The organism is Cupriavidus sp. 05N39 (assembly GCF_056397325.1).
Window position 1 is genome coordinate 37675 of sequence record NZ_JBFTNE010000056.1, and the last position, 13442, is coordinate 51116.

The 13442-nt window shown below is 62.0% G+C and carries 19 protein-coding genes; 13 read left to right on the forward strand and 6 right to left on the reverse strand.

The window, feature by feature from the left end:
- Positions 1-7: 7 nt before the first annotated feature.
- The 6 genes from AC1DN0_RS24790 to AC1DN0_RS24815 all read right to left on the reverse strand — a co-directional run bounded on the left by AC1DN0_RS24790 (position 8) and on the right by AC1DN0_RS24815 (position 2954).
- A complete protein-coding gene (locus AC1DN0_RS24790; RefSeq protein ID WP_477143005.1) occupies positions 8-328 on the reverse strand; it encodes a hypothetical protein in 321 nt (106 codons plus the stop codon).
- On the reverse strand, positions 325-1458 hold the full coding sequence (locus AC1DN0_RS24795) for a hypothetical protein (protein ID WP_477143006.1): 1134 nt from the start codon (positions 1456-1458) through the stop codon (positions 325-327). Before AC1DN0_RS24795 ends, AC1DN0_RS24790 begins: the two co-directional genes overlap by 4 nt.
- A 2-nt stretch (positions 1459-1460) precedes the next feature.
- Positions 1461-1646: a hypothetical protein gene (locus AC1DN0_RS24800; RefSeq protein ID WP_477143007.1), complete on the reverse strand. Its 186-nt coding sequence runs from the start codon at positions 1644-1646 to the stop codon at positions 1461-1463.
- A gap of 5 nt (positions 1647-1651) precedes the next feature.
- The gene (locus tag AC1DN0_RS24805) at positions 1652-2056 is read right to left on the reverse strand and encodes a hypothetical protein (protein WP_477146079.1); all 405 of its coding nucleotides are present in this window, start codon (positions 2054-2056) and stop codon (positions 1652-1654) included.
- Positions 2053-2316, reverse strand: coding sequence for a hypothetical protein (locus AC1DN0_RS24810; RefSeq protein ID WP_477143009.1), 264 nt, complete (start codon positions 2314-2316; stop codon positions 2053-2055). The genes AC1DN0_RS24805 and AC1DN0_RS24810 overlap by 4 nt, the downstream gene beginning before the upstream one ends.
- A 65-nt stretch (positions 2317-2381) precedes the next feature.
- Positions 2382-2954 (reverse strand): hypothetical protein, encoded by a 573-nt coding sequence (locus AC1DN0_RS24815; RefSeq protein ID WP_477143010.1) that lies wholly within the window; start codon positions 2952-2954, stop codon positions 2382-2384.
- Positions 2955-3553: 599 nt separating this feature from the next.
- On the opposite strand from AC1DN0_RS24815, the gene AC1DN0_RS24820 reads away from it, so the two are divergent.
- The 13 genes from AC1DN0_RS24820 (at position 3554) to AC1DN0_RS24880 (ending at position 13254) form a co-directional block, all read left to right on the forward strand.
- Positions 3554-4294, forward strand: coding sequence for an XRE family transcriptional regulator (locus AC1DN0_RS24820; RefSeq protein WP_477143011.1), 741 nt, complete (start codon positions 3554-3556; stop codon positions 4292-4294).
- Positions 4295-4523: 229 nt separating this feature from the next.
- Entirely contained in the window at positions 4524-4856 is a 333-nt protein-coding gene (locus AC1DN0_RS24825) for a hypothetical protein (RefSeq protein WP_477143012.1), read from the forward strand.
- Positions 4857-5189: 333 nt separating this feature from the next.
- A complete protein-coding gene (locus tag AC1DN0_RS24830) occupies positions 5190-5324 on the forward strand; it encodes a hypothetical protein (RefSeq protein ID WP_477143013.1) in 135 nt (44 codons plus the stop codon).
- Between the two features lie 8 nt (positions 5325-5332).
- The gene (locus AC1DN0_RS24835; protein ID WP_477143014.1) at positions 5333-5842 is read left to right on the forward strand and encodes a hypothetical protein; all 510 of its coding nucleotides are present in this window, start codon (positions 5333-5335) and stop codon (positions 5840-5842) included.
- Between the two features lie 374 nt (positions 5843-6216).
- Entirely contained in the window at positions 6217-6606 is a 390-nt protein-coding gene (locus tag AC1DN0_RS24840; RefSeq protein WP_477143015.1) for a hypothetical protein, read from the forward strand.
- Positions 6603-7025 carry a hypothetical protein gene (locus AC1DN0_RS24845; RefSeq protein ID WP_477143016.1) on the forward strand — a complete coding sequence of 141 codons (423 nt, stop codon included), beginning with the start codon at positions 6603-6605 and terminating at the stop codon, positions 7023-7025. Before AC1DN0_RS24840 ends, AC1DN0_RS24845 begins: the two co-directional genes overlap by 4 nt.
- A gap of 28 nt (positions 7026-7053) precedes the next feature.
- Positions 7054-7767, forward strand: a complete 714-nt coding sequence (locus tag AC1DN0_RS24850; protein WP_477143017.1) for a hypothetical protein — start codon at positions 7054-7056, stop codon at positions 7765-7767.
- A gap of 20 nt (positions 7768-7787) precedes the next feature.
- On the forward strand, positions 7788-9890 hold the full coding sequence (locus tag AC1DN0_RS24855) for an H-NS family nucleoid-associated regulatory protein (RefSeq protein WP_477143018.1): 2103 nt from the start codon (positions 7788-7790) through the stop codon (positions 9888-9890).
- 8 nt (positions 9891-9898) lie between these two features.
- Complete coding sequence (locus AC1DN0_RS24860; RefSeq protein WP_477143019.1) at positions 9899-10480, forward strand: hypothetical protein; 582 nt, start codon at positions 9899-9901, stop codon at positions 10478-10480.
- Positions 10477-11079: a hypothetical protein gene (locus AC1DN0_RS24865; RefSeq protein WP_477143020.1), complete on the forward strand. Its 603-nt coding sequence runs from the start codon at positions 10477-10479 to the stop codon at positions 11077-11079. The genes AC1DN0_RS24860 and AC1DN0_RS24865 overlap by 4 nt, the downstream gene beginning before the upstream one ends.
- On the forward strand, positions 11076-12005 hold the full coding sequence (locus AC1DN0_RS24870) for a hypothetical protein (protein WP_477143021.1): 930 nt from the start codon (positions 11076-11078) through the stop codon (positions 12003-12005). The genes AC1DN0_RS24865 and AC1DN0_RS24870 overlap by 4 nt, the downstream gene beginning before the upstream one ends.
- 5 nt (positions 12006-12010) lie before the next feature.
- The gene (locus AC1DN0_RS24875; RefSeq protein WP_477143022.1) at positions 12011-13018 is read left to right on the forward strand and encodes a phage Gp37/Gp68 family protein; all 1008 of its coding nucleotides are present in this window, start codon (positions 12011-12013) and stop codon (positions 13016-13018) included.
- On the forward strand, positions 13015-13254 hold the full coding sequence (locus AC1DN0_RS24880) for a hypothetical protein (protein WP_477143023.1): 240 nt from the start codon (positions 13015-13017) through the stop codon (positions 13252-13254). The genes AC1DN0_RS24875 and AC1DN0_RS24880 overlap by 4 nt, the downstream gene beginning before the upstream one ends.
- The last annotated feature ends 188 nt before the right edge of the window (positions 13255-13442 follow it).

Genomic DNA, 13442 nt, shown 5'->3' on the forward strand with positions numbered 1-13442 from the left:
CCGACCGTCATCGCTTCGCCCTCCCCCCAACGATGGTGCGCATCCGCGCGAATTCCAGTTCGGCCGCGGTCGCGTCCGATGGCATGTTCTCGGCCTCCGGAATGCCTGGAATCGGTGGCAGGTGTTCACGCACGCAATCCGACCACAGCCATTCCCAGCGCGATCGCGCCTCCGGCCATGCCACAACCAGCACCTGGTCGAGGCCAAAGCGCACGGCCGTCCAGAACACGGCGCGCGAGCTCCACCGGTCGCGCTTGACGGCACGCATCTGCAGCTGCTCCACCGCCTCGGCATAGGCAAGCTCGGCGCTCCGCTCGGCCGCGCTCATTTGCGGCCGCCCCTGCGCACCAGCTTGCCCAGCTCACCACGCGGCAGCGGGCCGGGCTCGCCATCGATCTGCGCGGCAAACGCGGCATCTGCTGCGGCCTGATTGACGAGCCGAATGCGCTCCTGCTCGCGCGCCGCTTCCACATCCTCGGCGTAGTGCGTTTCCCAGGCCTCGCCACACTCTTTCGCATTCCGCAACAATGAATTGAAGTACGGCCAAGGCTTACCGACCACCCCCGCCTTCGTAGCGCCATGCCATTCGTCCAAAACGCGCTGGGCGAGCGTTTTGCTCAGCGGCGCCGTCGAACATGCGATGTAGGCCCGCTGGCGCTGCGTGATACCGGTCGGCCAGTCCAGATGCGGCTCCCAGGTGAGCACCGGCTCCGAACCCTTCTCCCCTGCAAGCCGGGCCGGAGGCCGATCCCCACCGCCATTCAACGGCTCGTGGCGTTGCTCTGAGGGCCCGTTGCGCCCTTGCGTCGCGGTGGGTGTTTCGTCGCCTTTCAGGGGGCTGCCTTCCTCCTGCGCCGCAGGCGCGGGAGGGTTGATCGCCTTGGTTGTTTCGTCGTCTTTCAGGGGGTTATCAGCCTCCTGCGCCGCAGGCGTGGGAGGGTTGATCGCTTTGCCATCCTCCTCGTGCCGCAGGCATGAGGGGGTAGGGGGAGTAGGTTTTAAGGTTTTACCGGACTCCTGATGTGTGGCGGCTTTCGCGTTATCCACAGGGGCGCGAGTGCGCTGCGAACCCTTGCCACGACTAGCCTTAACGGGTGCTGTAGACTGTATCGAGGTCGTATCGGGTTGTTTCTGGACATTTTTGTCCTTATCAGCCAACGGGCACGCGAACACCATCTCATAGGGACCGCCCATCCTGCGCAGCAATCCCATCTCCTGCAGCCTGGTCAGCATGCGCTGCAGCTTGCTCTTGTCGTGCGCCAAGTACTTCACGCCGTGCCGAGCGTTGCGCTCCGTCCATTCCTTGAGCGCCTGGTAAGAGATCCGCACGCGGCGCCCCACCACGCCCGTCTTGAAGTCCATGCGTGGCCGCAGCGCGCCCACATAGAGCTGGAAGATGTCCGCGCCGGCACCATGCAGTGCGTCCAGCTCCAGATCGTTGATTCGGAAGGCAGGCATGGTTAGAACTCCTCGCCGACAGCATCAATGAATTGCGGCCGTACTTCGCGCACGTAGCCGTTCTTCCATGCACGGCAGTGACCTGTGCCGTCCGCGTACGGATTGGAAGCAATCGGGCACTGGCCAGCTAACGCGGCTACCTTGCCCTGCTCCTCGATCTTGCTGATTGGTTGAATTGGATAGTCCATGGTCTTTACGGCCGCTCGCTGGCGGTTTCACATAGAAGGTCAAAGGTCAACATGAAGGCACGCGGGTTGTACGGCCCGGTCTCGATGCGATCGGTGGCGATGGCCACCTCAGCGCGATAGGCGATACGGTCGCTGCCTGACAGCTGCAGCCATCGCTCTTTGCAGATTTGGGCCAGCRTCGACATCTGCCCGGCGCCGGCGAACACATAAAACACATCGCGCAGGGTCCAGAAGGTCAGCAGATGCCGCGCGAAGGCATCAAGGCCCTTCCCGCCCTTCACCAGCGCAATCTCGCTGGCCCGCCGGCGCGCGCACGCCAGCTGGACCGCGTGCCTGCATGCCAGGCCGGCCCACACTCGCGTGGACTTGCAGCACGTCATGCCAGGCTCGAAGCGAATCTCCATCTTCACGCGGGCGGCACCTGGTCGAACGTGCAAAGGTCTTCCCACACGTCGCCGAGATTGGCTCGACCGTCATAGGCAACCGCAAGGCAATGCTTAAACGCTTCGTCCAGACGCAGCTGCGCCTTGTATTCCTCGCTACTCACGCTTAGCAGCTTGAATTGCCGTCCGCCCCCCACCTTGATCGCAAAGACGCCGAATGGCTTGCCGCCTGCCACCACGCGCTTCTTGATGCGCGCGAAAAGCTTACGCAGCTCTGCCTGTGTCAACGGCTTGCGCTTCCGCGGGGATTTTGTAAGTCGGCAGCGCGCAGTAATGAACGCAGCGCCTGGCGTCATACCTTGCGCTTCCGCTTGGTGATCAACTTGCCGAGCGTGCGCAGGAGCCGGCGCTTGAAGCCAACCGCCTCGCGCAGCTCGCGGTGGGCGTCCTGCACGGCCTCGTCGGAGGTGTCGGTGGCAAGGCGCAGCACGGCCTGGTGCCCTTTCGCATCCTCGCGCATGAGCTTTCCCAGGGCCGCATGGACACACAGCTCCGGCTCCGGCTCGCCGACCTCGGCGCGCACGAACAGACCGAAAGGCGCCAACAGTTGATCGAGCACGTTGATCCGGAGATCTGCCGGCAGCGCTGCCAGGATCGACGGGATGAAATTGGTCGGCAGTAGGGTGCTTTCCTTCGTTTCATCATCGAGCCAGCGAAACACGCGCTCGGCATTGACCTTCATGCGCTCAAACGTATCTCGTGTCATCGGCTCGAAGCGGATACCCGTTACATCATCGTAGCCGAGCCGCTCATGGGTGCTGACAATGAGATCGACCACCGACTCCCGTCCCATCCGCTCCCGTGTCCGCCAAGTGTTGACAGCATGGCGCAGCATGCCAATCAGTCTCTGAGGTTGGTTCTGCATGAATTGTTTTCCCCGGTGGATACACTGCCGTCTAAACCAAGCGCAACCGCACGCCTTACACCCTCGGGATGAAATCTGTGTTCCAACCCAAGTCAAAATTGCGTCGACTGACCCCGCTGGAGCGCCGCAGGATCGCTGTCCTGCAGCGCACAACAACACGCAGGACTGGCCTCACCCCGATAGCTCCGACTGACGTGGCACAGATCGCGGCGCTAGGTGCAAACAGAGAGACCTAACGTGGACGCTCTAGTCCCGGAGTAGTCAACGGGAAATGGACTTCTCGGGCGGGGATGCCAGCTAACTCCGGCCAGCGCTTCACCCATGTGTCCGGGCACAGTTCCTTTCGCGTCACAGTGCCTGCGGAGTTCTGCTCGATCGCCACACAAAGCTCACATTTGAACTGGCGGCTCGTGCTTATCGCTCTCCGCATATAGTTTTCAGAGGTACCGCACGCAGCGGCAAACGCGGCGCGCGCTGACTTATCTAAGGAGTTGAGGTACGTGAGGAGGTCCATACCACAAGCATTACATTTATGTAATTTCAAGTCAATACAGTTCTGTGATTTACCTTAATGTAATTTGGCCGGACAATCCGAACGCATGACCACCGCAGATAACCGCCGCCGCCGCCTGTTGGCGCTCATCAAGGAACAGTTCGGGACCCAGGCTGAGTTCGTCCGCCGTACCGGCGAAAATCAGGGTGCTATCTCAGCAATCCTCAGCGGCGCCAGGCCGTTCGGGGAAAAGAAGGCCAGGGATATAGAGGACAAGGCCGGTGTACAGGCAGGGTGGCTGGATCAAGCGACAGCAGACGAGAGTGCTGTCAACCCCACTTCAGTGGAAAAACAATCTGTGCCACCGAAAGGCCAAGGGGCCTCAGCCAGCACTTACAATGCGCTGCAGGGAGACAACTTCGAGCCAGGCCCCGACCTTAGGCCGAGGCGCTACCCTGAGATTTCTTGGGTGCAAGCAGGGATGTGGACGGAGAATTGCGAGAATTTTGTACCGGACGAGCACACAATTTGGCACCAGTGCCACATTGATCTTGGGCCATGCGGCTTCGTGGTCAGCGTGCGCGGGCCTTCCATGACCGCACCGGCCGGCATTCATCCATCCTTTCCTGATGGCATAAAGCTGTTTGTCAGCCCTGATTCCGAGGCATTGCCAAGCAAGTTTGTAATCGTGCGCCGTGATGGAAAAGCCACATTCAAAAAACTAACGCTAGTCGACGGTGACCTTTACCTTGAGGCCATAAATCCCGATTGGCCGGATCGCTATATTCGCGTTCAGGATCACGATCACTTCTGCGGCGTAGTCCGGCATGCGGGATTCGACCTCTGAGCGTGCCCCAATGTTGATCGGGTAGGTATTGTCGACGTGCGCCGCCTTAGTGCTTCGAAAAGGAGGCTGCATGCGCAGTACCGAAAAATGCTCAGCCTGCGGGGCATATGTAGCAAAGCGAGCGCAATGCGTAAGGTGTGGCGGCCCGCTGCAGGAAGCGGTCTCTACTGTGCCAGAGGCTACGGCAGCGCCCTCAGAGCATCCTGTGGACTCAGTGCTTAGCGCAGGCATGTTCCTCATTGTTGGCACCGCAATTGCCGCCCTTTCCATCTGGCTACTGTCCTCTGCCAGTAAGCCTGGCAATGAAGCGGAAAGCAGCGATGCTTGGATCGCCCGCAACCAAAATATTGTCAGAAAGGCCCTCCGCGACCCAGATAGCGCCGCATTCTCTGACACTAGGATTGGGGTCAATAAGATTGTTTGCGGCCGAGTCAACTCACGGAACGGTTTCGGGGGGATGACTGGATACCAGCGCTTCATTGCTGGTGGAGAATCATTCGGCCCGTACCTTGAGGAACAAGTTCAGCACTTTGATATTGTATGGGAACGATACTGCCCTTGATTCTCTGTTTGCGAACTGATGGCGCCTGACGGCAGCCGTCCTTCGCAGTAACCCTGCCAGATCCGCACTTTACTAGCCCGCCAACCTCTGCGGGCTTTTTTGCGTCTCGGCACAGCGACAATCGGTCTGCTACCCATAGGAGGCCATACCGGTGCAGCCCTCCCACCTCGCACTCGCGCCTCTCCCCCGTACTTCTTCTGCCCGATTCTGCACCTACTGACATACAGCAAGCGAGCCATCATCGATAAATTACATTTTTGTATTGACTCGTTAATTACAGTTTTGTAATATCAGCCCATCAATGCATCGCAACGCCTCTTGATGGAGACCGCAGTGAACAAGCCCACCCGCACCAAAGCCTGCATCGCCTACCTCGCCTTGGTAGCCGCCGCCTTCGCAGCTCACGCCTGCGCCGTAGAGCGCGACCAGCAGGCCACGCCGACCACCGCCGCAACCCGCAGCGCGTGAGGCCGGCCATGAAACTCGAACACTGGAACGGCATCACTAGGCCAACTCCCTGGGTCATCATTGACGACTTCGGCGGGGAACATGACCTCCTCGATGGGATTGGTGATTTCGGTGGAGGCGCCGGTCTTGCGTATCAGAATCAGTACCCCATCAAGCGTAGCCGGCTCGAGGACCCCGACTTCTGCCGGGCGCACTTCACCAGACCGCAGCCCTTTTTCGTCCGCGAGAGCTCGACGTTCGCTAGTCCTTTTGGCATCAGCCTGGAATTGCCCCTCCGCGTCGACTTCACGCTGCACCCGTTCTGGGACGACGAAGCGGGCGAACCACGGTGGACTCAGGCGGAAGGCGCAACCGTCGAAATTCAGGTGGCGCGCGTAGACGACTTCGACGTCTACCCTGCATCGACAGTGCTTGTCCGCGCTGCGCTGGAAGCCTTCTGCTGGGCCTACATCGACCTTGAGAAGGCTCGCGAAAAAGAGCGCCTCGCCAAGCTAGAAGCGGAGACGAGTCATGCATAGCTCTGCCATCGACCGCCTCGCCAACGGCTACTTCAGCCGTCATCCCATCCAGGGCATGGTCGTGTTGCTGCTGGCCTTCGGCCTGGCCGGCGGCATCGCGCCGCTGATTTGAAATGGCTCCGCGACGCCGCCCCGGCTGGGATATCTCCGACGCGCAAGCGCGAGCTGAGTTCATTCGCAGGAACGGCCCAAGCGATCCCGCATACGTCGAAGAGCAGATTCACACCAGCTATATCCGGGACGACCTCGCACTCACACGCGCGGAATACCGCCGCCAACAGGCGCACCACCCACACCCCCTACGCCGCCAGCGCCGCCCCACCGGCCCCGACTGGAAACAACTTTCAGCCAACGACAAAGACTGAGGAGCAATCATGCTGATAGGACTCACCGGCCCGGCAGGCGCCGGCAAGGACACTGCCGCCGATTACATTGTTTCCGCCCACAAATTTGTTGCGGTCGCATTCGCGCAGACGCAATGCCCCGCGTGGGATCAGACGCTTAACGGCCTGCAGGAAGCGGGCATCGACGTGGTCGTGAAGGAGATCCGCTCGAATGTTGAGGCGGCCATCATCCGTGACCACGGCGGTTTCATCGTTCGCCTGGTCCGCACATCCGACGAACGCGGCTCACTGATAAGCGCCGCCAGTGTGCGCCTGCGGGAAGCCGACCGCGAGATCCACAACGACGGTACGCCCTTTGATCTGTATGACAAGCTCGACGCCATCATCGGCGAGGAGTCTTTCGTGGGGGCCGTGTCGTGAGCCAAGCCATCTCTCTTCGCCACCCGCGCCGCGCGCACCTAACCTCGCTGCCGTTTCTACGCAGCACCCGACCCCTGACCTTCTCCGCCAGCCTGGTCGCATTCATCAGCGCCCCCACGCCCAGCGCCTACATCAAGCTAGAGCGGAAACTCGACCTGCTCGCTATCGCAATGCAGGTCCAGCGCGGTACAGCGTACCTGGTGCAAATCCAGTCAGCGCGGCGCGCGATGGTCGCCATCCTCGATCGCGTCGAGCGAATCAGTGTGCTCGCCGTTTCGACGCACGATGCGCAGTCCTTGCGCGCCGCCGCCCCGCATATCGAGGCCGCTATCGGCTCCATCCGCCTCGACGCCTTCTGCTTCGCCAACGCCATCGTCCAGCACAAGACACAGCTGCAGAGCGCGGCGCTAACCCACTGATCTTATCGATCAACCCGAGGCACTACCCATGACCACCATTCAAGTTGCGCTCACCATCCTCGCCGTGTCCGCACTCGCCGGCGCCGGCATTTTCCTTTACCTCATCTGGATCGCGCCCGAGCCCGAATGCGCCGAGATCTGGCCAGATGAGTCCACTCCGCGCCGCCCCTGGTTTGCCTTCCTCAAGCTGGAGGACCTTGCCGTGGACCTCATGCAGCCTACAGGTATGCGCGATGAAGCCGGCTACTGCAGCCATCCGGCCCTCCCCGCTTTCCCAGAGAACACGAACTACCACATGCTGCTTGAGGCCATCGGCCTCGCGGCAGCCTTCGTCTGCATGGAATCCGATTGCAAGAACGAAACCTTGATGGACCGGGTATGGGAGGGTGGCAGTTGCCTCGAGTGGACCCCGACCACCCCGGCCGGCGAGGATTGGAATCTCCTGGAGATCTACTCGACGGAGGACGGTCCCTATGCACTGTTCGCGCGCCCACTCAGCCGCGCTGAGCAACAAGAGCGCATGCAAATGGGCCAGTTCAACGCGTCCACAGTTGCCGGCTATCGGAATGTCCTCACTGCCCTCGCCAAGGACCTGGACGCACTTGCGGCCTTCGCTGAAGACGCCACACACCCGCCGGCAAGTTTTGCCGATCGTGCCGCACGCCGTGCCGTGAGAGCCGTTTCACACCTGCACAAGGAAATCGAACTACTCAAGTCCGAAGCCTCGCAGCGCGCCGCATAACCCATTGAGAGACCCCCACCATGACCGCAACCACCACCGGCACACATCGCCTCATCTCGCTTTCTCGTCTGTTCCTATCCCCGCGCAATGCCCGCAAGACAAAGCCAACGCCTGCCTCGATCGAGGCCCTTGCCGCATCGATCGAGGCACATGATTTGCTGCAGAACCTGGTCGTTATGCCCGAACTGCAGGACGGCAAGGAAACAGGCCGCTATGCCGTCCTCGCCGGTCAGCGCCGCTGGCTCGCCATGCAGCTCCTGGTGTCACGCGAACAGATGGACCCCCACCACTCGGTGGACTGCGCGATGCGCCACGCAGGCTCCGCGATCGAGGCGAGCGTGGCTGAGAACACCATGCGCGAGGCCATGCATCCCGCTGATGAGTTCGAGGCCTTCAAGGCCATGATCGACCAGGGCGCCAAGCTCGAGGACGTGGCCGCAAACTTCGGCGTCACGCCGCTGGTGGTCCAGCGTCGCCTCAAGCTGGCCAATGTGTCACCCAAGATGATCCAGCTCTACCGCGACGACCAGGCCTCGCTCGACCAGTTGATGGCGCTGGCCATCACCGACGACCACGACGCCCAGGAGCGCGTCTGGAACGAGAGCGACAACTGGGACCGCCAGGCAACCCGCTTGCGCGCCAAGCTGGCCAAGGGCGCTGTGGAAGTGCGCAGCAACAAGCTCGCACGCTTTGTCGGCATGGATGCATATGAAGGCGCCGGCGGCCATGTGGAGCGCGACCTCTTCAGCGACACCGGCAACGGCTACATGAGCGACGCCGAGCTGCTCGAACGCCTGGCCAACGACAGGCTGGCGGCCGAGCTCGAACGCGTGCGCGCGGAGGGATGGTCATGGGCCGAGGTTCGCCCCGACTTCTACGAGACATACAACTTCAACCAGGCGGAGAGCACGACCCGCAAGCCTACCGCTAAAGAGCGCGCGCGCATCAAATCGCTCGAGGCGGACCTGGACCAACACCAGAAGGCCCTGGAAAAGCTCGAAGACGCCGACGACTACGGCGCCGAGCACGACACGCGCCAGGAGCGTATCGAGGAGATCGAGGAGCAGCTCGCAACGATCCGCCTCGCACTCAGCGACTGGACCATCGACGCCAAGGCCACCGCCGGCGCGATCATCGCCGTCAGCGGCGCCGGCGAGATACAGATCCATCGCGGCCTGATCGCGCGCAGCCGCGGCGCAGCCGGCACGGCAGAGTCTGCCGCCGGCGTCATTCCAGGCGAGAAGCCAAAGAAGCCCGCCGTGTCGGAGAGCCTGGCGAAGCGCCTCACCGCGCACCGTACGGCTGCCCTGCAGCTGCACCTGGTCGAGCAGCCGCATATCGCCCTCGCGGTCCTGGTGCACGCACTGGTAGGCAAGCTTTTCCGCAAGGTGCAGTCCTACACCACCAACAAGACCGCCCTGCAGCTCTCGATCGAGAACGGGATGGATCCACTGCCCAACTCCGCAGATGACATCGAGACCAGCCCGGCCTGGACGAAGCTGCAGGCAACTCGGAAGGAGATCCTGGCCACGCTGCCGAAGTCCGACAAGGACCAGCTGCAGCAGCTCATCGCGCTGCCCCAGCAGGATCTGCTGCAGCTGCTGGCGCTGTGCACCGCCGCCGGCGTGAATTCAGTGACCGGCATCGAGGGCCCGAACCCGGCCGATGCGATCGCCGAGGCCGTGGAACTGGACATGGCGCAATGGTGGACCGCCACGCCTGCCAGCTACCTCAACCACGTGCCCAAGGCCCGCGCGATCGAGGCCGTCGCCGAGGCCACCAGCAAGAAGGACGCAGAGGCGCTGGCCACGATGAAGAAGGACAAGCTGGCCAAAGCCGCCGAGCAGAAGCTGGCCGGTACCGGCTGGCTGCCCAAGATCCTGCGCGGCCCGAAGAAGGCGGCGGCACCCGAGAAGAAGAAGCCGGACGCAAAGCCCACCGCACCAGCGACGACAGCTGCGCCGGAAGACTTGGCCAAGCCGACCCTAAAAAAGTCTACGCATCCGGCCGTGCGGTACCGCGACGCTGCAGGCAACACCTGGACCGGCCGCGGCAAGCGCCCCGGCTGGCTCTCCGCAGCGCTGGCCAGCGGCAAGACGCTCGATGCATTCCTGACTCGGTGAGACACCACATGAAGAAAACTCAGAAGACAAAGCACGCCCAGCCCTGCCTCTCGATGAACAGCCTTGCCGTGCAGCTGGAGGATAAGGGCCTGCGCCTGGCTGCCACATCGCGCACCAGGATCACCCCTCCCCCGCCGCTTCATGCAGATGACATTGCCGTCGACCAGCTCGCCACGGCAATGAAGGCAAAGCTGGCTGCCTGCCGCGCAGAAGGAAAGCGCGGCTGGGACAACCCACTGGAATGCTCCCACGAGCGGCTTGCCATTCTCCTCGGCGAGAGCCTGGTAAAGGGCAACCCGGTGAACATCGCCAACTTCGCTGCCATGCTGCACGCCCGCGGCGCTTCGCACCAGGTCATCGCCGAGCAGGCCATGCGCGCCCTGCTGCGCGGTAGCCGCGAGATCCACGCACACGACAAGCTCAATGCAGAACGCTACCTCAAGCTGCGCAACGTCAATGATGAGCAGCTCGGCGCCGCCGGCATCCCCTGCATCTCGATGCCTACCGGCCTCAAGACTGGCCACCACCTCAATGGCGATGAAGCCGACCGCGCCATCGATGCCATCCCCGCCGCAGGAGAGCCGCAATGACCGCCAGCACCCTCCCCGCTTTTCCTTCGAGTGTGTTTCACCTCGGCGGCGCCTTAGGCGCGCCCTTTGATGACGACAAGACCATGCCCCTCCCTACGCTGACGGGCGAACCCACCCGCGCGCAACTCGCCCTGGACCAGGTTTCTCGCTATGGCACCGCGACGCCGGCCGAGCTGGAGGTGCCGCCCACTCTTTTTAGCCGTGCCACGAAGCGCTCCAGCGCCGCTGTGCAGTCAATGCGGGTCTTCCAGGCGATCAACGTACTCTTGAGCCCACCGGATGGCCCTCGCCTGGGCGTCCCCATACCTCGCACAGTGCTCAAGCACGACGGACTCGGCAACCACCGCAAGGTCGCCCTTACTGACTCGGCCCAGAGACGCAAACATGCCGCCATCCAAGGGCTTTGCAAAGCCCTCAATCACGTAACCACGGTATTTTTCGATGGACATGGGGAATGCTCCTCCTATCGAAACCTGAGTGCACTGCAATTCAACGGCTGCCTTATCAAGCCTAGTATGCAACGCCATGCCGTGCTGCCCGAGCGCCGTTCTTACCACACCCTCTTTAGCGGGGTATCAACAGGGAGGGCTCGGACGTGAGCGGAAAAAACAAAATCGAGTGGACGGACCCCAACTGGCAGTTACCGCTTCGCTGGAACGGGATTCTGCGCATCCAAGCCTTCGATGTGCTTGTCAATCATCACTTGAATGGAGGCAAAGGAAGCGACGAAGGCGCTGTCAAGATCCATGAATCGCCCGGCCGCGACATCGTCGATAGGTACGTGGACAAACGTACCTTGGACCGTGAGCTGGACTCTCTGGGCAACAACGCGAAAACTCCCTGTGTGTTCCCCATCGACAGTCGAGGACATTTCAAAGCCGCGGTACGCACCGTAACGTTGTTCTTCCATCGCCGCCCTCCCAGCGCTTTGGGAACCCTAGCATGGTGGCTCGTGCTGCAGTCTCTCGCAGTCCACTTTGCTGAACGCGATCCTCTGCTCAACCTTGGCCCATTGCTCCTGAAGCGTGGGCCGCCCGGCGGCGATCAGACTGGCGTTGGCCCGGTCCATGGTATCGCGCATCACCCTGGCCAGATCGGCGACCTGGAGAGCTGCACCAATGCCAATGGCATCGGCGACTTCCTTGCTGAAAAACTTGTCCATTTGCGTCATACCGGGGCGGCGGATTGCAAGGCTTGGGCCAAGCGTCTAGTTGCGCAGCGAAACCAGCAACAACTTGGTGTCAATGGCGGCCCGTGCCAAATTCTCCGCTTCGTCAATGGCCTCCTGAGCGTTCCGGACCAGCCTGTGCTCCCGGCCATCGCAGAGGAATCTGTAGGACATGACCTCCTCTGGGCTCTCCGATGCGCTTTCGAAGGGAAATGCGTGATACGTAGCGACCCAAAGGCCCGTGAAGCTTTGCTCCGCAAAGGCAGTCACCTCGAAGTCGCGATAGTCGAAAAATTTGGCTGGCATGTGGGGGCGGCAATTTTTGCCCGCATCGTAGCATGGCCTCAATCGAAGTGAACAGCATGAGCGAAAACACCAAAATCGAATGGACGGACGCCACGTTCAACCCGTGGATCGGTTGCACTAAGGTATCCCCCGCGTGCGACCACTGCTACGCCGAGGTATCCACGCCTGCGCGCACACTGGGCGTGATCTGGGGCGCCAAGGAAAGCCGGCACCGTACGTCGCCCGCTAACTGGAAGCTGCCGCTGCGCTGGAATGCCCAGCACGCCGAGTTCTTCGCAGCGCACGGCCACCGCCGGCGCGTCTTCTGCGCCAGCCTGGCCGACGTTTTCGACAACCAGGTCGATCCGGCGTGGCGCCGCGATCTTTTCGACTTGATCGAGCTGACGCCGGACTTGAACTGGCTGCTACTGACGAAGCGCATTGGCAACGTCTTCCGCCTGGTCAGCGACATCCGCAGCCACGACTGGCTGGCCGGCCAGGATAACGTCTGGCTCGGCGCCACCATCTGCAACCAGGAGGAAGCCGACCGTGACATTCCCAAGTTGCTGGCCACCCCGGCGAGCGTGCGCTTCTTGAGCATGGAGCCCCTGCTCGGCCCCGTGGACCTCACCCGAATCTCGATCGCCCCTGGAACTTACCTGGATCCGCTCAACGGCGGTACGTGGAGTGATCGACCGGGCGAGCGATGGAGAGTCACCCACCTTCCACTCGGCTTGGACTGGGTAATTGCTGGCGGCGAGAGCGGCACCAGYGCGCGGCCGATGCATCCGGACTGGGCGCGTGGCCTGCGCGACCAGTGCGCGGCGGCCTTCGTGCCGTTCCTGTTCAAGCAGTGGGGCGAATGGGCGCCAGGCATCACCACTCCGGCAGGCGAGCCGGGGCGCTTCGCCCTAAGCTGGGCCGCCGACAGCTGGCATGGCGATAGATGGCACATGCTGGAGAGCGCGCCGCGGCAGTTCACCATGTTTGGCACCACCGGCCGCATGACGTACGTGGGAAAGAAGAACGCCGGCCGCCGGCTCGACGGCGTGCAGCACGATGGCTACCCGGAGATCCAGCGATGAGCCTGCTCACGCAAGCCTACTTGCTCGAGCAATACGGCCCGCGGTTGAGCGTGGCCCAGCTGGCGAGCCTACTAGATATTACGGAGGGAACGATTCGGAACCAGGTTAGCGCCGGGTCATTCCCAATCCATACGTATTCGGAAGGGGGACGCCGCTTTGCCTCTTACCAGGCAGTCGCCGAGTATCTCGACGCCATGGATTCTGCTGCGCGTGGGAGGGGCCTGAAGGCGGCCTGACGAAATTGACCTGCTACAAAAATGCTACAGCAAAGAACAAATCCGTTGGGAATCAAGACCTTAGATTATCATTCCTCGCCGTGAACTACGGCGAGCGGATAGGTTCTGCCCAGTAGCTGGAAACCCTTGTCAGGACTGGCTCTAGCCTTATCCTGCCTGGGTTTCCGGGCGATTGGTCGACACCGAAC